20 protein-coding genes are annotated in these 20,787 nt (G+C 73.0%); 13 read left to right on the top strand and 7 right to left on the bottom strand.

Translation table 11 applies throughout. The features are described from left to right. Nucleotides 1–3: 3 nt before the first annotated feature. Nucleotides 4–987, bottom strand: a complete 984-nt coding sequence (locus ACLV7J_RS00505; protein WP_411867178.1) for a cation diffusion facilitator family transporter — start codon at nt 985–987, stop codon at nt 4–6. Nucleotides 988–1,160: 173 nt separating this feature from the next. On the opposite strand from ACLV7J_RS00505, the gene ACLV7J_RS00500 reads away from it, so the two are divergent. The 6 genes from ACLV7J_RS00500 to ACLV7J_RS00475 all read left to right on the top strand — a co-directional run bounded on the left by ACLV7J_RS00500 (nt 1,161) and on the right by ACLV7J_RS00475 (nt 7,754). Continuing rightward, complete coding sequence (locus tag ACLV7J_RS00500; protein WP_411867177.1) at nt 1,161–2,585, top strand: DUF697 domain-containing protein; 1,425 nt, start codon at nt 1,161–1,163, stop codon at nt 2,583–2,585. Between the two features lie 158 nt (nt 2,586–2,743). Continuing rightward, nucleotides 2,744–3,820: a photosystem II q(b) protein gene (gene psbA / locus ACLV7J_RS00495; RefSeq protein WP_411867176.1), complete on the top strand. Its 1,077-nt coding sequence runs from the start codon at nt 2,744–2,746 to the stop codon at nt 3,818–3,820. 91 nt (nt 3,821–3,911) lie between these two features. Continuing rightward, nucleotides 3,912–4,889 (top strand): metal ABC transporter substrate-binding protein, encoded by a 978-nt coding sequence (locus tag ACLV7J_RS00490; protein WP_411867175.1) that lies wholly within the window; start codon nt 3,912–3,914, stop codon nt 4,887–4,889. Nucleotides 4,890–4,893: 4 nt separating this feature from the next. Then, entirely contained in the window at nt 4,894–5,703 is an 810-nt protein-coding gene (locus tag ACLV7J_RS00485; RefSeq protein WP_411867174.1) for a metal ABC transporter ATP-binding protein, read from the top strand. Then, entirely contained in the window at nt 5,703–6,542 is an 840-nt protein-coding gene (locus tag ACLV7J_RS00480) for a metal ABC transporter permease (RefSeq protein ID WP_411867173.1), read from the top strand. The genes ACLV7J_RS00485 and ACLV7J_RS00480 overlap by 1 nt, the downstream gene beginning before the upstream one ends. 45 nt (nt 6,543–6,587) lie before the next feature. Beyond that, a complete protein-coding gene (locus tag ACLV7J_RS00475; RefSeq protein ID WP_411867172.1) occupies nt 6,588–7,754 on the top strand; it encodes a DUF4336 domain-containing protein in 1,167 nt (388 codons plus the stop codon). An 18-nt stretch (nt 7,755–7,772) separates the two neighbouring features. On the opposite strand, the gene ACLV7J_RS00470 is transcribed toward ACLV7J_RS00475, so the two are convergent. Continuing rightward, nucleotides 7,773–8,120, bottom strand: coding sequence for a DUF760 domain-containing protein (locus ACLV7J_RS00470; protein WP_255125793.1), 348 nt, complete (start codon nt 8,118–8,120; stop codon nt 7,773–7,775). A gap of 30 nt (nt 8,121–8,150) precedes the next feature. Beyond that, nucleotides 8,151–8,774, bottom strand: a complete 624-nt coding sequence (gene lepB, locus ACLV7J_RS00465) for a signal peptidase I (RefSeq protein ID WP_411867171.1) — start codon at nt 8,772–8,774, stop codon at nt 8,151–8,153. Nucleotides 8,775–8,828: 54 nt separating this feature from the next. Between lepB and menD the strand changes: the two genes are divergently transcribed. From menD to ACLV7J_RS00435, 6 genes are all read left to right on the top strand, one after another. Continuing rightward, nucleotides 8,829–10,733, top strand: a complete 1,905-nt coding sequence (gene menD / locus ACLV7J_RS00460) for a 2-succinyl-5-enolpyruvyl-6-hydroxy-3-cyclohexene-1-carboxylic-acid synthase (RefSeq protein WP_411867170.1) — start codon at nt 8,829–8,831, stop codon at nt 10,731–10,733. Nucleotides 10,734–10,818: 85 nt separating this feature from the next. After that, the gene (menB, locus tag ACLV7J_RS00455; protein ID WP_411867169.1) at nt 10,819–11,673 is read left to right on the top strand and encodes a 1,4-dihydroxy-2-naphthoyl-CoA synthase; all 855 of its coding nucleotides are present in this window, start codon (nt 10,819–10,821) and stop codon (nt 11,671–11,673) included. A gap of 108 nt (nt 11,674–11,781) precedes the next feature. Continuing rightward, nucleotides 11,782–12,360: a L,D-transpeptidase gene (locus ACLV7J_RS00450; protein WP_411867565.1), complete on the top strand. Its 579-nt coding sequence runs from the start codon at nt 11,782–11,784 to the stop codon at nt 12,358–12,360. A gap of 80 nt (nt 12,361–12,440) precedes the next feature. Further along, nucleotides 12,441–14,060, top strand: coding sequence for a glycogen synthase GlgA (gene glgA, locus ACLV7J_RS00445; RefSeq protein WP_411867168.1), 1,620 nt, complete (start codon nt 12,441–12,443; stop codon nt 14,058–14,060). 43 nt (nt 14,061–14,103) lie between these two features. Further along, on the top strand, nt 14,104–14,988 hold the full coding sequence (locus ACLV7J_RS00440) for a hypothetical protein (RefSeq protein WP_411867167.1): 885 nt from the start codon (nt 14,104–14,106) through the stop codon (nt 14,986–14,988). 4 nt (nt 14,989–14,992) lie between these two features. After that, nucleotides 14,993–16,390: a UDP-N-acetylmuramoyl-tripeptide--D-alanyl-D-alanine ligase gene (locus ACLV7J_RS00435; protein WP_411867166.1), complete on the top strand. Its 1,398-nt coding sequence runs from the start codon at nt 14,993–14,995 to the stop codon at nt 16,388–16,390. A 194-nt stretch (nt 16,391–16,584) separates the two neighbouring features. On the opposite strand, the gene ACLV7J_RS00430 is transcribed toward ACLV7J_RS00435, so the two are convergent. Further along, nucleotides 16,585–16,914 (bottom strand): hypothetical protein, encoded by a 330-nt coding sequence (locus ACLV7J_RS00430; protein WP_411867165.1) that lies wholly within the window; start codon nt 16,912–16,914, stop codon nt 16,585–16,587. 290 nt (nt 16,915–17,204) lie between these two features. Between ACLV7J_RS00430 and ACLV7J_RS00425 the strand changes: the two genes are divergently transcribed. Then, nucleotides 17,205–17,978: a L,D-transpeptidase gene (locus ACLV7J_RS00425; RefSeq protein ID WP_411867164.1), complete on the top strand. Its 774-nt coding sequence runs from the start codon at nt 17,205–17,207 to the stop codon at nt 17,976–17,978. Between the two features lie 62 nt (nt 17,979–18,040). Here the strand turns inward: ACLV7J_RS00425 and ACLV7J_RS00420 are convergent, their stop codons facing one another. The 3 genes from ACLV7J_RS00420 to ACLV7J_RS00410 form a co-directional block, all read right to left on the bottom strand. Further along, entirely contained in the window at nt 18,041–18,271 is a 231-nt protein-coding gene (locus ACLV7J_RS00420; protein ID WP_411867163.1) for a hypothetical protein, read from the bottom strand. A 92-nt stretch (nt 18,272–18,363) separates the two neighbouring features. Continuing rightward, complete coding sequence (locus tag ACLV7J_RS00415; RefSeq protein WP_411867162.1) at nt 18,364–19,488, bottom strand: YbdK family carboxylate-amine ligase; 1,125 nt, start codon at nt 19,486–19,488, stop codon at nt 18,364–18,366. Nucleotides 19,489–19,497: 9 nt separating this feature from the next. Further along, on the bottom strand, nt 19,498–20,673 hold the full coding sequence (locus ACLV7J_RS00410; RefSeq protein ID WP_411867161.1) for a M20 metallopeptidase family protein: 1,176 nt from the start codon (nt 20,671–20,673) through the stop codon (nt 19,498–19,500). Nucleotides 20,674–20,787: the final 114 nt, after the last annotated feature.

Raw genomic sequence — 20,787 nt, 5'->3', positions numbered from 1 at the left:
ACGTCACCCGTGGGCCCCCTGGAAGGTGATGGCGGCCATGGCGTAGTCGCGCGGCTCGAGGTGGATCGTGCAGCGCACCGGCCCGAAGCGCTCGGCCAGGTGCTCCTCCACGGCCTCGGTGATGGCGTGGGCGCTGGTCAGGTCGTCGGCATCCACCACCATGTGCAGCTCGATGAACACCCGCTGGCCCAGCACGCCGCGGCTGGCGATGTCGTGCACGTTGAGCACGCCGGGCACCCCCATCGCCACGGCGTGGATGGCCTCCGGCGCGATCGCGATCTGGTCCACCAGCCAGGGCAGGTTGGCCCGCACCACCTGCCAGCAGGCCCGCAACAGCAGCAGGCAGAGGGGGATGGCCACCGCCACGTCCAACCAGGTCTGACCCAGCAGCAGCACCCCCGCCAGGCCCAGCAGTACCACCACGGTGGTCCAGATGTCGCTGGTGGTGTGGCGGGCGTCGGCCAGCAGCAGCTGGCTGTTGAGGCGGCGGCCGGCGCGGCGCTCGTAGGCCGCCAGCAGCAGGTTGCAGCCGAGCACTAGCACCAGCAGCACCAGCTCGTGGCCGTCGAGCCGCAGGGGCCGGAGACCGGTGGTCAGGCGCGTCACGGCCGTGCGCAGGATCTCAAAGGCGGTCAGCAGGATGAAGCCGGCGATGGCCAGGGCCCCCACCGCCTCGTACTTGTCGTGGCCGTAGGGGTGGTCGCGGTCGGGCTCCGGATCGGAGAGGCCGTTGGTGATCAGCCCCAGCAGGCTGGAGAGGCCGTCGGTGGCGCTGTGCATGGCGTCGGCCAGCACCGCCAGGGAGCCGCTGGCCAGGCCCACCACCAGCTTCAGCAGGCTCATGGCCACGTTCACCGCCAGGGCCACCAGCAGCACCCGCTTGACCTGCCGACGGGTCTCAGGGGCCTGGGGATCCCCGGCCCTGGCGGCCCTGGCCCAGGGCACGGCGCCGCCGCCCGCGCTGACCTGGCTGAAGACGGAACCCATGCAGCAGCCTCGCCCGATGCCCATCCGAGCCCCAAGCTATGGGCTCCGGGCCGCTGCAGCTGGTGTCGCTCGACGCCATCCGCCTGGGCAGGCCGCGGGGCCTGAGCTAGAGAGGCTCGGACCCGACCGCCAGCCCCCGCCCTCCCGGCGACCGGGCCCGTGCTCCTCCGGCCTTGACCCCACCCGACACCAGCTCCCCCCTCTCGCCCAGCACCGCAGCCCCCTCGGGCCCCGTGCGCCTTGGATCCGGCGCCCTGGAGGCCGTCCTCGGGCCTGCGCTGCGGCGCTGGTGGCCCGTGGGGGCCGCGGTGCTGGGCGGCGGCTGGCTGCTGGGCGAGACCCTGCACCTCTCGCTCTCGTCGGTCGTGGCCCTCTCGGCCGCCGCCGGGGGCCTGTGGCTGCTGAACGGCCGCAGCCGGCACGTGGCACCCCGCCTGCCGGCCTCCTCCCAGGGCTGGCTGAGCCGCTGTGAGGCCGTGCTGACGCAGTTCGAGCACCTGGAGGGGGCCGACGCACCGGCCCTGCCGGGACGCCGCGAGGCCCTGGCGGCCCTGCAGACCCACCAGGAGCGCCGTCATCTGGATCTGGCCCTGGTGGGCTGCGACCTGCCCGATCCCGAGCTGCAGCCCCTGCTGGCCCAGGCCTGCCGCGCCCCCCTGCCCGTGCGGCTGCACTGGGGCCGGCCGCTGCCGGCCAGCAGCCCCGGCTGGCAGTGGCCCGAGCTGTTCCACCGCTGCGACCACCTGCTCTATTGCCTGCCGCTGCCGCTGCGGGCCTCGGACCTGCGCTGGCTGGAGGCCCTGCCGGCGGGCCAGTCGGTGTGGCTGCTGGTGGAGCGGGGCGATGGGGCGGACTGGCCGCGGCGGCAGCAGGAGCTGGAGGGGCAGCTGCCGGAGCGCCTGCGGCAGCGCTGGCTGGCCTGGGATCCCGCCAGCCGCGACGGCGAGGCCCTGGCCCAGGCCCTGGCCCCCCTGGCGGCGGAACTGGGCCGCAGCGCCCCGCTGCAGCTGGAGCGCACCCAGTGCCGCTGCCTCAAGCAGCTGCACGGGCGCTGGCAGGTGGAGCTGGAGGCCCTGCGCCGCAGCCGCTGGCAGGTCCTCGTGGCGCGCACCCAGTGGACGGTGGCGGCCGGGGTGGTGGTGGCGCCCCTGCCCAGCCTCGACCTGCTGGTGCTGGCGGCCGCCAACGGCCTGATGCTGCAGGAGATGGCCAGGCTGTGGGACTGCAGCTGGTCGGCTGAGCAGCTGCAGGCGGCGGCCCGCGAACTGGCCAAGGCCGCCCTCACCCTGGGGGTGGTGGAGTGGAGCTCCCAGGCCCTGGCCTCGCTGATCAAGCTGCACGGGGCCACCTGGCTGGTGGGCGGAGCCCTGCAGGCCCTGAGCGCGGCCTACCTGACCCGGGTGGTGGGCCGGGCCATGGCCGATTACCTGGCCCTGGCCTCCGGCGTGCCGGAGGAGCAGCTGGCGGCCCTGCTGCAGCGGCAGGCCCCGCTGCTGGTGGCCCGGGCGGCCGAGGAGGAGCGGCACGACTGGGCCGGCTTCCTGGAACAGGGCCGCCACTGGTGGCGCCAGCAGGCCCTGGCGCCCGGCCCAGCCTGACAGGCTGCCACTTCACAACTCTTCGTAAAGCCTTCGTGAAGTGCTTCATGAAGCAACCCAAAGGTCGCTCACGTTCGTTGTCGTTCACGAATCACTTCGAACGCGCTGCCTAGCGTGGCTCTGCCACATCCCGTGGCATTCCCGTACTCATTCGGTCCATGACCACTGCCCTTCGCAGCGGCCGCGCTGGAAGCTGGGAACGCTTCTGCAAGTGGGTCACCTCCACCGACAACCGCATCTATGTGGGTTGGTTCGGTGTGCTGATGATCCCTTGCCTGCTGTCGGCCACCATCTGCTACATCATCGCCTTCATCGCGGCTCCGCCCGTTGACATCGATGGCATCCGCGAGCCCGTGGCTGGTTCGTTCCTCTACGGCAACAACATCATCTCCGGCGCTGTCATCCCCAGCAGCAACGCCATCGGTCTGCACTTCTATCCCATCTGGGAAGCCGCCAGCCTCGACGAGTGGCTGTACAACGGCGGTCCCTATCAGCTGGTGGTGTTCCACTTCCTGATCGGCATCTCGGCCTACATGGGCCGCCAGTGGGAACTCTCCTACCGCCTGGGCATGCGCCCCTGGATCTGCGTGGCCTACAGCGCTCCGCTGTCCGCCGCCTATGCCGTGTTCCTGATCTACCCCTTCGGTCAGGGCTCCTTCTCCGACGGCATGCCCCTCGGCATCTCGGGCACCTTCAACTTCATGCTGGTGTTCCAGGCCGAGCACAACATCCTGATGCACCCCTTCCACATGCTGGGGGTGGCGGGTGTGTTCGGCGGCAGCCTGTTCTCCGCCATGCACGGCTCCCTGGTGACCTCCTCCCTGGTGCGTGAGACCACCGAGAGCGAGAGCCAGAACTACGGCTACAAGTTCGGCCAGGAGGAAGAGACCTACAACATCGTGGCTGCCCACGGGTACTTCGGTCGTCTGATCTTCCAGTACGCCAGCTTCAACAACAGCCGCAGCCTGCACTTCTTCCTGGGTGCCTGGCCGGTGGTGGGCATCTGGTTCACCTCCATGGGCATCAGCACCATGGCGTTCAACCTGAACGGGTTCAACTTCAACCAGTCGATCCTGGATGCCCAGGGCAAGGTGCTGCCCACCTGGGCGGACGTGCTCAACCGCGCCAACCTCGGCATGGAAGTGATGCACGAGCGCAATGCCCACAACTTCCCCCTCGATCTGGCCGCGACCCAGGTGACCCCCGTCGCCCTGACCGCCCCCGCGATCGGCTGAGGGCCTTCCGCCCCTGCCGCCCCGCGGCGACCCCAGAGCCCCCGCTGCGGCGGGGGTTTTTTCGTAGGCTCCACCCGTCGGGCGCGCCCCCATGGTCCCCTCACCGATCGGCGGCGGCTGCAGGCCCCAGCGGTTCCGCCGGCCCCTGGTCTGGGCCCTGGTCGCCGTGGGCCTGGCGGGCCTGACGCTCACCGGCTGCAAGCCCGGACGGCAGCCGCAGACCTCAGGGACGGTGGACAGCGGCAAGCCCCGGGTGCTGACCACCTTCACCGTGATCGCCGACATGGCCCGCCAGGTGGCGGGGGATCGGCTGCAGGTGGAGTCGATCACCAAGCTGGGGGCCGAGATCCACGGCTACGAGCCCACCCCCAGCGACCTGCAGCGGGCCAGCGGCGCCAGGCTGATCCTGGAGAACGGCCTCAACCTGGAGCGCTGGGCCGAGCGCTTCCACGCCGGCCTGCCGGGCGTACCGCGGGTGACCCTGAGCACCGGCATCACGCCGCTGCCGATCGCCGAAGACGCCGGCCGCGGCCAGCCCAATCCCCACGCCTGTATGTCGCCGCGGCTGGCCGAGATCTATGTGGAGAACATCCGAGCCGCCTTCACCAAGCTCGATCCGGCCGGCGCCGCCACCTACCGCCGCAACGCCGAGGCCTACCGCCGCCAGCTGCGCCAGCTCGACCGCGAGTTGCGCCAGGGCCTGGCCGCCCTGCCGGCCGAGCAGCGGGTGCTGGCCACCTGCGAGGGGGCCTTCTCCTACCTCGCCCGCGACTACGGCCTGCAGGAGGCCTACCTCTGGCCCGTCAACGGCGAGAGCCAGGTGACCCCCCAGCGGCTGGCCCGCCTGATCGATCTGGTGCGCCGCCGCCGCGTGCCGGCGGTGTTCTGCGAGAGCACCGTGAGCGACGAGGCCCAGCGGGAAGTGGCCCGCGAAGCCGGCAGCCGCTTCGGTGGGGTGTTCTACGTCGACTCCCTGTCGCTGCCTGACGGCCCCGCCCCCAGCCTGCTGGGGCTGCAGCGCCACAACCTGCGCACGCTGGTGCAGGGCCTGCGCGGTGCGGGAAGCTGAGGCGATGGTTGATCCGCCCCGCGAGACCCTGCCCTCCGGCTCCGATGCATCCGCTCCCCTGCCACCCGAGCGCATCGCCGTGGAGGGGCTCTGCGTGGACTACCACGGGGTGGTGGCCCTGCACGAGGCCTCGCTGCGGGTGGCCCCCGGCAGCATCTGCGGCCTGGTGGGCATGAACGGCGCCGGCAAATCCACCCTGTTCAAGGCGCTGATGGGCTTCGTGCGGCCATCCCGCGGCACGATCCGCATCAACGGCGCCCCCCTGGCCCAGGCCCGCCGCGAGCAGGCCGTGGCCTACGTGCCCCAGACCGAGAGCGTCGACTGGAACTTCCCGGTGAGCGTGGCCGACGTGGTGATGATGGGCCGCTACGGCCGCATGAACCTGCTGCGCCAGCCACGGCCCCAGGACCGCCAGGCCGTGCGCGACAGCCTGGAGCGGGTGGCCCTGGCGGACCTGCAGGACCGCCAGATCGGCGAGCTCTCCGGCGGCCAGCGCAAGCGGGCCTTCCTGGCCCGGGCCCTGGCCCAGGGGGCCACAGTGCTGCTGCTCGATGAGCCCTTCAACGGCGTGGACATCCGCACCGAGGGGCTGATGGTGGAGCTGTTCGAGCAGTTCCGGCGCGAGGGCCGCAGCCTGCTGATCTCCACCCACGACCTCTCCCACGTGAGAGGCTTCTGCGACCAGGTGGTGCTGATCAACCGGACCGTGCTGGCCTACGGGGCGATCGACGAGGTGTTCACCGAGGAGAACCTGGCGCGCACCTTCAGCGCCGCGGTGGCCGGCGTGGGGACGAGCCCGGGGAGGGGCCGCTGATGGACGCCCTGCTCTGGCTCACGGAGCCCCTCAGCCACGCCTTCATGGTGCGGGCCCTGCTGGTGAGCCTGCTGGTGGCCACGGTCTGCGGCCTGCTCTCCTGCTACCTCACCCTCAAGGGCTGGGCCCTGATGGGGGACGCGGTCTCCCATGCGGTGATGCCGGGGGTGGTGATCGCCTACGCCCTGGGGCTGCCCTTCGCCGTGGGCGCCTTCGTGTTCGGCGTGGGCTCGGTGGCCCTGATCGGCTACATCAAGCAGATGACACGGATCAAGGAGGACACGGTGATCGGCCTGGTGTTCACCGGCTTCTTCGCCCTGGGCCTGACGCTGATCTCGAAGCTGCGCAGCTCGATCGACCTCACCCACATCCTGTTCGGCAACGTGCTCGGTATCAGCGCCGCCGACATCCAGCAGACCCTGCTGATCAGCGGCCTGGTGCTGGCGGTGCTGCTGGTGTTCCGGCGCGACCTGATCCTGTTCTGCTTCGATCCCACCCACGCCCGCTCGATCGGCCTCAACACCGGAGTTCTGCACTACCTGCTGCTGGCGGTGCTCTCCCTGGCGGCGGTGGCGGGCCTGCAGACGGTGGGCATCATCCTGGTGGTGGCGATGCTGGTGACCCCCGGAGCCACCGCCTACCTGCTGACGGACCGCTTCGATCGGATGAGCTGGATCGCCATCGCCTCGGCGATGCTCTCCAGCGTGATGGGCATCTACCTGAGCTACTGGCTGGATGCCTCCACCGCCGGCTGCATCGTGCTGGTGCAGACCGGGCTGTTCCTGCTGGCGTTCCTGTTCGCGCCCCGCCATGGCCTGCTGGCCCAGCGGGCCCGCTGAGGTTGGAGGGTGACGGAGCTTGAGACGGGGGCTGGACGGGTGACGATGACCGGTGCGCGCCGCGAGCAGTCCTGGCCCTGGTGGCCGCTGCTGCCCCTCTACCCCTACGGCCGGCGCCGCACCCTGGTGCGGGAGCTGATCCCCGAGCAGCTGTGGAGCTTCGAGCAGTTGCAGGGGGTGTTCTACGTGGCGGTGCCGATCCGGATGACGGTGGTGCGGCTGCGGGCCGGGCTGCTGCTCTACGCGCCGGTGGCGCCCACGGGCGAGGTGCGCTCAGCCCTGCGGGAGCTGGAGCAGCGCTTCGGCCCGGTAACCACCATCGTGCTGCCCACGGCCTCAGGGCTGGAGCACAAGCTGCCGGTGCCCGCCATGGCCCGGGCCTTCCCCGCGGCCCAGGTGTGGGTGACGCCGGGGCAGTGGAGCTTCCCACTGCGGCTGCCCCTGGCCTGGCTGGGCTTCCCCCCCGGCCGCACCCGGGTGCTGGGCGAGGACGGCTGGCCCCACCCCGACGAACTGCTGTGGGAATCGCTGGGCCCCCTGGACCTGGGGGTGGGGCGCTTCCAGGAACTGGCCTGCCTGCACCGGGCCAGCGGCGCCCTGCTGGTGACCGATGCCCTGGTGGCGATCGGCGCCGAGCCCCCCGAACTCTTCGCCGCGGACCCCACGCCGCTGCTGTTCCATGCCCGCGAGCGGGGCGACGAGCCCCTGCAGGATGGCCTCGAGCAGCGTCGGCGGGGCTGGCGACGGCTGGTGCTGTTCGCCTCCTACCTGCGGCCCGAGCCCCTGGCGGTGCCGCCCCTGGGCGAGGTGCTGGGCCAGGCCCTGCGGCCGGGGCTGCGCAGCCCGCGCAGCTATTTCGGCCTCTATCCGTTCCGCTGGCGCTCCGGCTGGCAGACCGCCTTTGAGGCCCTGCTGGAGGACGGGCGGCCGCGGCTGCAGATCGCGCCGGTGCTGGAGCGGCTGGTGTTTCCGCGGGCCCGCCAGCCCCTGGTGGCCTGGCTGCGACGGCTGGCCGCCCTGGAGGGGGTGCGCTGGCTGGTGCCCGCCCACTACGAGGCACCGATCGCCTGCTCGCCCGGACAGCTGGCGGCCCTCGCCGATCAGATCGAGGCCCGCCCCTGGGCCCCCCGGGACGGCAACTGGGCCTACCTGGCCGGCATCGACGACCGCCTGCTGCAGCTGGGGGTGGTCCCCGACCAGCCCGTGCCCTGAGGCCCTATCAAGTGGGACTCAGAGCTTCAGCTCGCCCGGATCGACGTCCTGGTCGGCATCAATGAACAGGGAGGCTTCCAGCTCCATGCGCTGTTCCATCTGGCGCAGGAAATAGCCGGTCATCATCGCCGAAGCCAGCAGGCCGGCCAGGTTGTCGCGGCTGGCCTGGATCTTCACTTCGAACTGCTCGCCGGGGAGCATGCCGAGCAGACCCTGCACGTTGTGGCGAATGATGTCCTGGATGTCGCCGCTGGCCGAGCGGGCCACCCGCTGCAGCACGTCGGGAGACTGCTCCTGGAGGTACTGGATCAGCGAATTGGTGCCGATCGCCTCGTTCTCGCTCGTCAGGAACTCCGGGTTGAACATCTCCGGTGTGCTCCGCGTCACGGCGCAACACTACCCCAACTGGTTGAGGCCCTCGCGGCGGCCCTGGGGGGAGAACCGAATCGGACCGAGCCGGTCCAGGGGCCAGTAGCGGAACACCGCGGTGCCGATCACCTCGCGGCTGGGCAGCGGGCCCCAGAGATGGGAATCCAGGCTGGCGTTGCGGTTGTCCCCCAGCACCAGGAGCGCGTCCGCGGGCACCGTGAGCGGCGGCAGGCTGTAGTCCATGGCCTCACGCAGCCAGGGCTCCGCCACCGGGCTGCCATTGCGGATCAGCTGACCGTCCCGCACCTCCACCACATCGCCCGGCTCGGCCACCACCCGCTTGATCAGGGCCGCGTCGGGGTCATAGCCGGCCGCCACCAGGGCCGGCGGAGCATGGAACACCACGATGGTGCCGGGGGGCAGAGGGCGGTGCAGCCGCGGCCGCAGCTTCTCCACCAGCACCCGGTCCTGCAGCTGCAGGGTGGGCAGCATCGAGCCGGAGGGGATCCAGCGGGGTTCGACCACCGCCCAGCGCAGCAGCAGGGCCACGACGACCCAGGCCAGCAGGGGCAGCCAGCGCCGCAGCCACCCCTGCAGGCCCTGGGGCTCGGCGCCGGCAGCGTCGGCCGGGGGAGAGGAGGTATCGGCCATGGGCGGACGGTCCGGTCAGCATGATCGGTCCATCCTCACCAGCCGCCGGCGCCGGTGCCCGCTCCCGCCTTCCCCACCCGGGCCGCCGCCAACCTGCGGGCCGCCCTCCGCCTGCTGCTGGCACTGCAGCGCCAGGGCCTGCGGCGCCTGGTGCTCTGCCCCGGCAGCCGCTCGGCCCCCCTGGCGGTGGCCGCGGGCCTGCTGGAGCGCCACGGCCTGCAGCTGCTCACGGGCGTGGATGAGCGCTCCGCCGCCTTCCTGGCCCTCGGGCTGGGGCGGGTCGACGGGCTGCCGGCCGCGGTGGTGACGACCTCCGGCACGGCGGTGGCCAACCTGCTGCCGGCGGCGGTGGAGGCCGACAGCGGCAGCGTGCCGCTGCTGCTGCTCACGGCGGATCGACCCAGCCGGCTGAAGGGCTGCGGCGCCAACCAGACCGTGAACCAGGAGCAGTTCCTGGTGGCCAGCTGCCGGGCCTGTCTGGCGGGCGACGGGCGCGGCCTGGCGGCCATGGATCAGGCCGCGATCGAAGCCCTGGCGCACCAGGCCTGGGAGGCCACCCTGCGGGCCCCGCTGGGGCCGGTACACCTCAACCTGCCCTTTGAGGAGCCGCTGCACGCCGGGGCGGAGGAGCTGGCCGAGCTGGCCGCTGAGCTGCCGGTGCTGGCCCAGGAGTGGATCGAGCCCCGGGCCCATGACCTGGCCCGTAACCCGGCCCATGACCTGGCGGCGGGTCCCCTCGGCGGCCTGGATCCCGATCGGCCTGGGGTCGTGGTGGCCGGCCCCTGGCGGGGCACCGCCGCCGGGCTGGAGCGCTTTGCCGCCGCCCTGCTGCGCTGGCAGCGGCGCACGGGCTGGCCGGTGCTGGCCGATGGACTCTCGGGCCTGCGGGGCTGGCCCGGTCTGGAGCTGGTGGCCGCCTACGACCTGGTGCTGGCCGAGCCCCCCGGGGCGCTGGCGCCCCCCCAGCTGCTGCGCCTGGGCCCCATGCCCGCCAGCCGGCGCCTGCAGCTGTGGATTGCCGCGACCCGCGGCCCCCAGCTCCTGATCAGCGAGGCCGAGCCGCGCAACCTGGATGCCAGCGGCAGCGCCACGGCCCGCCGCGGCGAGGGCCTGGCCGCCTGGCTGGAGCGGGCCGGGCCGCGGCTGGCGGATGAGGCCTCAGCCCCCATCCCAGGGCCCGGGGCCGAGGCCCTGGAGCTGGCCGTGCGCTGGCGACGGGCCGAGGCCCTGGCCCAGGCGGAGCTGGATCGGAGCCTCAGCCGGCCTGGGGATCACCCCCCGGGCCCCGTGGACGCCGGTGGGGGATCCCCAGGGGCCACCAGCGAACCCGCCCTGGCGCGGGCCCTCAGCCGCCTGCTGCCCGCCGGGCTGCCGCTGATGCTCGCCAGCAGCAGTCCGGTGCGGGACTGGGAGAGCTTTGCCGATCCGGCCGCGCCCCAGCGACGGGTGCATGGCTTCCGCGGCGCCTCCGGCATCGATGGCACCCTCTCGATCGCCGCCGGCCTGGCCCTGGCGGAAGGCGAGCTGGTGCTGCTCACGGGCGATCTGGCCCTGCTGCACGACGCCAATGGCTGGCTGTGGCGAACGCAGCTCGCCGCGGCCGGCTGCCGGCTGACGGTGGTGCTGGTGGACAACGGCGGCGGCGGCATCTTCGAGCAGCTGCCGATCCGCCCGCAGGCAGCCCCGGGCGGCGGGGAGGCGCCCCTGGATTTCGAGCGCCTGTTCGCCATGCCCCAGGCGGTGGACCACGGCGCCCTGGCGGCCGCCCATGGGGTTCCGCTGCGGCCCCTGGCGAGCCTGGCGGAGCTCGGAGCGGCCCTGGCCTGGGCGGCGGAGCAGCCGATGGCCCTGATCGTGCTGCACAGCGACCGCCGTGGCGATGCCCGGCTGCGCCAGCAGCTGCGGGCGACGGTGGCCCAGCAGCTGGCCAGCGCGCCGGCGGCCGCAGAGCCGCGCTGACCCGGGTGGCGAGCCTGCCGGGCCGGACGGCCCCAGGGGACACCAAGGCCGCGCCCCAGAATGGCCGGCACCACCAGCCTGGCCGATGCTCACCCCGCAGCCATCTCCCGTGCGCTGGATCCCCCAGGGGAGCTACTCCGACATCCTCTTCGACCTGAGCGAGGAGGGCATCGCCCGCATCACGATCAACCGCCCCCACAAGCGCAACGCCTTCCGGCCCCGCACCGTGAGCGAGCTGTTCGACGCCTTCTCTCGGGTGCGCGACAACCCCAGCATCGGCGTGGTGCTGTTCACGGGGGCCGGTCCGGCCGCCGACGGGGGCTGGGCCTTCTGCGCCGGCGGCGACCAGAGCGTGCGCGGCGACGGCGGCTACGTGGACGACGAGGGCCTGCCGCGGCTGAACGTGCTCGATCTGCAGCGCCTGATCCGCAGCCTGCCCAAGGTGGTGATCGCCCTGGTGGCCGGCTACGCCATCGGCGGCGGCCAGGTGCTGCACCTGCTGTGCGACCTCTCGATCGCGGCCGAGAACGCCGTGTTCGGCCAGACGGGGCCGCGGGTGGGCAGCTTCGATGGCGGCTTCGGCGCCAGCTACCTGGCCCGGCTGGTGGGCCAGCGCAAGGCGCGCGAGATCTGGTTCCTCTGCCGCCAGTACGACGCCGAGCAGGCCCTGGCCATGGGCCTGGTGAACACGGTGGTGCCCCTGCAGCAGCTGGAGGCCGAGGGGGTGTCCTGGGCCCGGGAGGTGCTGGGCCACAGCCCCACCGCGATCCGCTGCCTCAAGGCGGCCTTCAACGCTGAAACCGACGGCATGGCGGGGCTCCAGGAGCTGGCCGGCCAGGCCACCCACCTCTTCTACCGAACCGAGGAGGGCCGCGAAGGCCGCAATGCCTTCCTGGAGAAGCGGCCGCCGGACTTCTCCGGCTCACCCTGGCTGCCGTAGGGCCTGCCCTCGCTAGGGTCCAGGCAGCGACCTGAACTCTGCGCCGCTGTGCCGCGGTTTCCCGTCTCGCTTCCCCTGCCGCCTGCCCCCGCTCGGCTGGCCCCCCTGCTGCTGGCGACCGCCACCGGCCTGGGGATCCTGGCGCCCGCGGCCGGCCACGCCCGGCAGGCCGACCCGATCCCCCCCGCGGCGCCACCGATCAGCGATGCGGTGGCCCTGGCTGCGGTGCCGGAGGAGCTGCGCCTGCAGACCGGGCTGCAGGTGGTGCTGGATCGCAGCAGGCGCCAGCTGATGCTGCTGGAGAACGGCGAGCTGCGCCGCCGCTTCCCCGCCGCCGTGGGCATGGTGGGCTGGGAGACGCCGGCGGGCCGCTTCCAGGTGATGGAGAAGCAGGTCGATCCGGTCTGGGAGCACCCGCAGAACGGCAAGCGGGTGGGGCCCGGCCCCGCCAACCCCCTGGGCAGCCGCTGGATCGGCTTCCACCGCGACTGCACGGGCCGCAAGGGCTGGGACGGCGAGCGCTACCTGGACGTGCAGGGCTGCGTGGTGGCGGGTTTCCACGGCACCCCCCACCGCTGGACCGTGGGCCGTGCCATCTCCCACGGCTGCGTGCGCCTCTACGACGAGCACGTGCGCGACCTGTATGAGCTGGTGCAGATCGGCACGCCGGTGACGGTGCTGCCCTGAGGCCAGGGCGCCGCGGTTCGCCGCGAACGGGAGCGCCGGAGACCCCCCGTAGAGTTGCGCCACCTGTGGTGATCGACCCCATGCGCGTGCTGTTTGCGGCAGCCGAATGCGCCCCGATGGTGAAGGTGGGCGGCATGGGGGACGTGGTGGGCTCGCTGCCGCCGGCCCTCGCGGCCCTCGGCCACGACGTGCGCGTGATCATGCCGGGCTACGGCCGGCTGTGGAGCAAGCTCACGATCTCCAGCGAGCCGGTGTGGCGCGGCCACACGATGGGCACCGACTTCGCGATCTACGAGAGCCGCCATCCCACCACGGGCCTGCCGCTGTATCTGGTAGGCCATCCGGTGTTCGACCCGGAGCGCATCTACGGCGGCGAGGACGAGGACTGGCGCTTCACCTTCTTCGCCAGCGCCACCGCGGAATTCGCCTGGAACCACTGGAAGCCCCAGGTGCTGCACTGCCACGACTGGCACACCGGCATGATCCCGGTGTGGATGCACCAGGACCCGGAGATCAGCACGGTCTTCACGATCCACAACCTCAAATACCAGGGGCCCTGGCGCTGGAAGCTGGACCGCATCACCTGGTGCCCCTGGTACATGCAGGGGGACCACACCATGGCGGCCGCCTTGCTCTATGCCGATCGGGTCAATGCGGTGTCGCCCACCTATGCCCAGGAGATCCGCACCGCTGAATACGGCGAGAAGCTCGATGGGCTGCTGAATTACATCAGCGGCAAGCTGCGCGGCATCCTCAACGGCATCGATCAGGACGACTGGAACCCCGCCACCGACCCCAGCCTGCCGGCCACCTTCAGCCCCGACGACCTGGGGGGCAAGGCCCTCTGCAAGGCGGCCCTGCAGGAGCGCATGGGCCTGAGCGTGAATCCCGGCAGCTACCTGATGGGGGTGGTGAGCCGGCTGGTGGACCAGAAGGGCATCGATCTGCTGCTGCAGGTGGCCGATCGGGTGCTCGCCTACTCCGACAGCCAGATCGTGGTGCTGGGCACCGGCGATCGCAGCCTGGAATCGGGGCTGTGGCAGATGGCGGCGCGCCACCCCGGCCGCTTCTCGGTGTTCCTCACCTACGACGACGCCCTGAGCCGCCTGATCTACGCCGGCAGCGACGCCTTCCTGATGCCCAGCCGCTTCGAGCCCTGCGGCATCAGCCAGCTGCTGGCAATGCGCTATGGCTCGATCCCGGTGGTGCGCCGCGTCGGTGGCCTGGTGGACACGGTGCCGCCCCACGACCCGGCCCACCACAGCGGCACGGGCTTCTGCTTCGACCGCTACGACCCGCTGGACTTCTACACCTCGATCGTGCGCTCCTGGGAGGCCTTCCGCCACGCCGACAGCTGGCGGGAACTGCAGCGCCGCGCCATGACGGCGGACCACAGCTGGGAGCGTTCCGCCCTGGAGTACGACCGCATGTACAAGGAGGTGCGCGGCATCAAGGAGCCCTCGCCCGATGCCCAGGCCGTGGAGCAGTTCTCCCTCGGCCAGGACGCGGATCCCAGCCGCCGGGGCGGGGAGCCGCTGAACGGGGAGGCCGCTCCGGGCTGGAGCCAGGGCCAGGCCGCCGCCGCCGATCCGACCCCGGCCGGCACCAGCACCGGCGAGGAACAGGCCGACGCGTCCGACGCCTCCCTGGCGGCCCGGTTCAACCCCCTGGCGCTGCTGCGGCGCCGCTCGGGAGGCTGACTCCCGGCCGCAGCCGGACGGCACCGCCCCTGCGATCTCCCCCATGAGCCGGCCGGAGCCGAGCACCAACCTGCCGGCGCCCTACCGCAGCCCCTGGCGGGCCCTGGCCGAGGACCTGCGTGCGGTGGCCGCCAGCCTGCGGCTGGGCCTGCAGGAACTGTGGCGCCGCAATGGCCAGGGGGATCTGCCCCGCCCTGGCCCCTGGCCCCGGGACCTGGCGCCCCTGTTCTGGCCCCTGCTGCTGGCCCTGGCGCTGGCGGCGCTGCTCCTGGTGGGGGTGGGGCTGGGCCGAAGGCTGGGCGGGCCAGCCGTCGGGCCAGGGGAACCGGCATCCCCAGCGCCCCCGGCCGAGATGCCCCTGGAGATGCCTCAGGAGAGGCCAGGCACCAGCCCGGCCGCGGGCCCAGCAAGCGCTGCGCCTGAACCCCGCTCCGGGACTGTCGCGATGGAGCCCCCGGCAGCAGCGTCCCCGACAAACGCGGTGGCCGCTCCAGCCACCAGCGCTGCCGACGCCTCCGACGCCCCAATTGGCACCAGCCGATCCGAGGCCCGCACAACCCCAGAGACAGACCCCAGCCTCGCGGAGGCGGCCCCCACGGCAGCGGCGACGCCCGAAGCCGCGGCCTTGCCGGGATCCATGGTGCCGCCCGATCCCCTGGCCGACCTCCTCGCCAGCCCGGCGGCGGCGGGTCTGCTGAGCTCCGCCAGCGCCGAGCCCGCCAGCGCCAGCCTGCAGCTGGTGCTGGGCGACGGCTTCCAGGGCCTGAGCGGGGCCGAGCAGCAGCGCCGCGCCGACACCTGGCAGCAGCTGGCCCTGGGCCTGGGCTACGAGCACCTGCAGCTGCGCGCTGCCGATGGAGCCCTGCTGGGCCGGGAGGCGGTGGTGGGCGGCGGCATGATTCTGCTCAGTCCTCCCGAGCGGAATTGAGCCCATGCTGCTGAGCCGGTTGATCGAACGCTGGGGAGCCCCGATCGGCGCCGCCGTCGACCCCGATCAGCCCCTGGGCCCCATCTGCACCGACAGCCGCCAGCTGGCGGCCGGGGCCCTGTTCGTGCCCCTGGTGGGGGAGCGCTTCGACGGCCACGCCTTCCTGCCGGAGGCGGCCCGTCTGGGGGCCCAGGCCGCCCTGGTGCAGCGGGGCCGGGAGGCGGGTCTCCCCCCCGGCCTGGCGGCCTGGCTCGTGGACGACAGCCTGGCGGCTTACCAGGAGCTGGGCCAGCTGTGGCGCCAGGAGCTGCGGACGCCGGTGGTGGCGGTCACGGGCTCGGCCGGCAAGACCACCACCCGCGAGCTGATCCGCGCCGTGCTCGCCCCCCTGGGGCCGGTGCTGGCCAGCAGCGGCAACGAGAACAACGACGTGGGCGTGCCGCTCACCCTGCTCAAGGTGGGGCCGGACCACCGCGCCGTGGTGGTGGAGATGGGCATGCGTGGCCTCGGGGAGATCGATCGGCTCTCCCGCTGCGCCGAGCCCGACATCGCCGTGATCACCAACATCGGCACGGCCCACATCGGCCGCCTGGGCAGCCGCGCCGCCATCGCCACCGCCAAGTGCGAGATCACGGCGGGCCTACGCCCCGATGGGCTCGTGGTGATCCCCGCCGGCGATGCCCTGCTGGAGCAGGCCCTGGCGCGGGTGTGGTCGGGGCGGGTGGTGCGCGTGGCCTTGGCGGCCCCCAGGGGCGCCGATGCCGAGGCCACCGGCGCCGCGCCGGTGGCGGCCCCACTGCCTCCCCCCGGGATGACCGGCCAGCTGGAGGCTGACGGCACGGTGCTTCGCCTGGGAGAGGCGCGGATCCCGCTGCCCCTGGAGGGGGAGCACAACGCCCGCAACCTGCTGCTGGCCCTCGCCGTCGCCCAGGAGCTGGGGCTGGAGCCCGGCCGGCTGGATCCCCTGGAGGTGGCCTTGCCGGGCGGGCGGAGCCGTCGCCAGAGCATCGGCGGCATCACCGTGCTGGATGAGACCTACAACGCCTCCCCCGAGGCGGTGCTCGCGGCCCTGGCCCTGCTGCAGCGCCAGCCCGGGCGGCACTTCGCGGTGCTGGGCACCATGCTCGAACTCGGGGAACAGAGCCTGGCCCTGCACCGCCAGGTGGCCGAGCGGGCCCGGGAGCTGGAGCTCGACGGCCTGGTGATCGTCGATGGCGGCCAGGAGGGGGAGGCCATGCTGGCGGCGGCGGCGGGCCTGCCCCGGCTGCGGCGGGTGTCGAGCCCGGCCGAGGCGGCGCCGCTGCTGCGGGAGTGGCTGGCCCCGGGCGATCAGCTGCTGCTCAAGGCCAGCCGTGGCGTGGCCCTGGAGCAGCTGATTCCACTGCTGGAGCTGGCTGCCTGAGCGCACCGGCCCCAGGACGCTCAGCCATGCTGGCGCCGGAGCGGCATTTCACGATGGCGTAGCCCTCGGGCTGGGGCCAAGGGTGGTGGTTCACCCGAGGCCCTTCCAGATCTTGTCCAGAACCCTGCTCTCCTAGGGGAGTTGGCCGCGCCGGGCCGCGGGAGCCCACCGGAGCAGCCCAGGGGATCAGGGGCTCAGGCGTCCTCGGCCTCGTCCCCGAAGTCCAGGTCCTCGCCCTCCTCGTCCTCGTCATCGCCGAGCACCTCCTCCAGCACCTCTCGGGCGGTCTTGAGGCGGGCGCTGTCGGCGGCCCAGACGGCCACGCTGATGGCGTCGGCCTCGGCATCCCCCAGCAGCTCCTCCAGGGTTTCCAGGTGGTATTCCTCCACGAAGCCCAGCAGCTCCAGGCTGATCCGCAGCGCGTCCTCGGGGGTGACGGCAGCGGCCTCCACGGCATCCAGCACCTGCTGAACGCGGGGGTTCGGCTCGTCGGTGGCCGGGGTGGACTCGGGGGCGCTGGTCATGGACGTGACGGTGTCATCGATCCCACGATGGACCAGCGGGGCCACGGCTGCCGCCGCAGCTGATGCGGCGGCCTGTGTTCCCCGCATCACGACGGAGCCGGTGGTCGGGATTGATCGATGGCGACAGTCGCCTCCAGTGGCTAAGGCGTGGGGGGGGGAGGCCGCACCGCAGCCGTGGCGCGGTCAACGCGATGGCGTCACCGCAACGGCGTCGACACGGCGGCATCAACAAGAGGGCATCGAGCAGACGGGATGGACGGGAGGGCATGGACGTGAGGCGCATCACCGGAATGGCACTGCTGGGCTCCCTCCTGGTGGGCCTCGGCCTGGCGCCAGCCCTGCCAGAGCCCAGCCGCGCCGAAGAGCTCTCACCCGCAGCGGCCCCGGCACAACCCGAGCCAGTGGCGCCCCAGCCCCCGGCGCCCCAGCAGGAGACACCGCAACCGGAAGCGCCATCGCCCCAGCCAGCACCGTCGGCCCCGCAGCCGGATCTCCCCCAGCCCGGGCTGCCGCCGTCGCCCCAGCCCGACAGCCCCCAGCAGGCTCCGCCACCCCCCCTGCCGCCCCTGCCCCAGCCGCCGGCCCCCGCCAAGCCGAAATCCCAGGCCCCGAGCGCCCCGCCCCGATCCGCTCCAGCGGCGCCGGCCCCGGGGGGATCAGCCCCGGCGGCGGCTGGCCCGGTGGCCCTGCTGCTGATCGATCTCTCCGAGCAGCGCCTCACGGCCTTCGATGGCGAGGGACGGCGGCTCTATCGCGCCCTCGTCTCCACCGGCCTGGCCTCAATGCCCACGCCCGCCGGGCAGTTCCGGGTGGCCGGCAAGTACGCCAGCACGCCGATCGTGGGCGAGGGCTACCGCATCCCCGCCGTGGCCCACGTGATGTGCCTGGGGGGCGGCGGTCTGCGGCCCGATCGGATCTGCATCCATCCCGCCCCCTGGCAGGAGGCGGCCCGCCAGGCCTTCGGCGTGCGACGCAGCCACGGCTGCATCCGCGTCTCCAGCCCCACGGCGCGCTGGCTGTTCCAGCGGACACCGGCGGGCGCCGAGGTGCGGATCACGCCCTGATCCGGGAGCCGGACCCAGGCGGCAGCACGACGGCGCGGCCGCTGTGGGGGTGACCGCAGCGCTCAGGCCGCGGGCGTGGCCTTGTCGATGCGGTGCACGGTCATCTCCAGTTGCTGGCGCAGGGAACGGGCGTGGTGCTCGGCGGCCGCCAGCTCATGGCGCAGGCTCTCCACCTGCTTCTCGGCGGCGAGCAGGTCCCGGGCGGTCTGGATGGCGGCACGGTGGATCAGATCCAGCGGGCCGTGGCCGGCCGCTGCATCGCAGGCCTGGGCGGGGCTCTGAGGATCAGCCATGGGGCAGACAGGGCGGGAGTGCTCCCATGCTGGGCCATGGCGACGGCCATCCACCGCGACACGCCGGCCCCTGCCAACGCCAGCGGCTGCCCTCAGGCCGATCCCGCCTCCACGTCAGCGCGCAGCTCCTGGGCCAGGGCCCTCACCACCGCCGGCAGCGACCCGCTGGCGCCATGGAGCTGGCGCTGGCGGCGGTAGGGGAGGTCCGCCTCCAGAGCGGCGGCCAGGCGCCTGAGGCGAGGAAGCTCGTCGGGCGCGGCGAAGGGCTCGATCAGGCGAAAGGTGCGCTGGGCGACGGCCCGCAGCGGCTGGAGGTCGCCGTCGGCGCTGGTGATCAGCTGGGCCTCAAGACCATCGCGGCAGGCGGCGTAGCCGTTGTCCTTCTGCGACCACCAGGGCAGGGGGATCAGCGGCGGCACCAGGGCGCGATCGTGGCGCCCGTGCTGCAGGAACCGGCACAGCGCCCGCACGAGCGCCACCAGATCCAGGGCCCGCGCCAGGGTCGGCTGGGCGTCCATCACGCGCACTTCCAGGGTGCCGAAATCCGGCCGGGGCCGCAGGTCCCAGTGGATGTCGTTGAGGGCCTGCAGCAGGCCAGCGCGGCGCATGGTGGCGAAGAAGCGCTCGAACTCGGCCCAGCAGGCGAAGTCGGGCGGGGTGCCGTAGGTGCGGGCGGAGGCCAGCACCCGCTGGCGGAAGGCCGCGAAGCGGGTGTCGGCGCCGTGCCAGAAGGGGGAGCTGGCCGAGAGGGCGATCAGCAGGGGCAGGAAGGGCTTGAGCTCGCGCATCAGCGTCACGGCCTCCTCGCCGTCGGGCAGGCCCAGGTGCACGTGGGTGGCGAAGGTCACCTGGTTGTGGCCCAGCCAGCCACTGGCCTGCTCCATGGCGGCGTAGCGCCGGCCGGGGGTGACCAGCGCCGAGCGGCGATAGAAGGGGTGGGTGCCGGCGCCGCACAGGCCCATGCCGAGGCGGTCGCAGTGGGCCAGCAGCTCCCGCAGCAGGGGCCGCAGTGACGCCTCCAGCTCGCCCAGGCCCGCCGCCGGCGGCGAGACCAGCTCCACCGTGTTCTGGATGAACTCGGGCTTGACGGCCTGCTGGGCGGGGTAGGTGTCCAGCAGCGGCAGGATCCCATCGACCAGATCCCAGCTGGCGGGATCGAGAAGCTGGAACTCCAGTTCCAGGCCCACCGTGAAGCCCGGCGAGGGGCAGAACTCCATCGGCCTGCCTCAGGGGACGGCACGCCGGGCGGCCGCGGCCTCCCGCACCAGCTGGTCGAAGAAGGCCGCCCCCACCCGCAGCACCCCCTCATCGATGTCGAAGGCGGGGCTGTGCAGCGGCACAAAGGCCTGCTCCTGGCCAGCGGGCCGCGCCCCCAAGCGCACGTAGCAGCCGGGAACGCGCTGCAGGTAGTAGGCGAAGTCCTCGCTGCCCATGCTGGGGTGATCGAGCCGCACCAGGCCGCCGTCCCCCACCACCCGCCGGGCCGTGCGCTCCGCCAGCTGCGCCTCGGCGGCCGTGTTCACCACCGGCGGATAGCCCTCCTGGATCTCCACGCTGAGGCTGGCGCCGTGCAGGTCGCCGAGGGCCCGCGCCATGCGCCGGATGCCGCTGTGCAGCTGCTCGCGCACCCGGGGCAGGGTGCTGCGGATGCTGCCCTCCAGCCGCGCCGTCTCGGCGATCACATTCGGCGCCGTGCCGGCCTCCACCCGGCCGATCGTGACCACCGACGGATGCACGGGGTCCACCTCGCGCGACACCAGCGTCTGCAGGGCGGTGATCAGGAAGCCCGTGATCACCACCGCATCGGTGGCCTCATGGGGGCGGGCGCCATGGCCGCCTCGGCCGCGCACCGTGATCGTGAACCGATCGGACTGAGCCGTGATCACCCCCTCCGCCACCATCACCTCGCCGACCCGGTAGTGCTGGGTGACATGGGCGCCGAAGATCGCGCCGACGCCCTCCAGGGCCCCGGCGGCGATCACCGTGCGGGCCCCGCCGCCCTTCTCCTCCGCCGGCTGGAAGATGAAGCGCACGCCGACCCCCGGCGGATCGGCGCCCAGCAGATGGGCGGCCCCCAGCAGCATCGCCATGTGGGCGTCGTGGCCGCAGGCGTGCATGGCGCCGGGGATGGCGGAGCTGAAGGGCAGGCCTGTGCTCTCCTCGCCCGGCAGGGCGTCCATGTCGGCCCGCAGGGCGATCAGGGGCCCGGGGCCGGGCAGATCGGCGACCACGCCGCTCCCCTTGCCCCCGTAGCTGGGCACCAGGCCCAGGCCCTCGAGTTCGGCGCTGATCAGCGCGGCGGTCTCCACCTCCTCGAAGGCCAGCTCCGGGTGGCGATGCAGCCGGCGCCGCAGCTCCACACAGCGCTGGAAGACCCGATCGGGAACGGCGTGGTAGTGCATGGCGAGGAATCCATGGCGACGGCCTCAACGGCGGCCGGGTGGGCCCCGCTCCTCTCCCCTAGCCAGCCGCGGCCGCCGCGGCAACCGCAGCCCTGGGGGCGGCGCAGGGGCGGG

Origin of the sequence: Vulcanococcus limneticus LL (assembly GCF_943369875.1) — a bacterium.
Classification (GTDB): Bacteria; Cyanobacteriota; Cyanobacteriia; order PCC-6307; family Cyanobiaceae; genus Vulcanococcus; species Vulcanococcus limneticus_A.
Note: the sequence above shows the minus strand (reverse complement) of the source record. Positions and strands in the feature narration are given on the sequence as shown.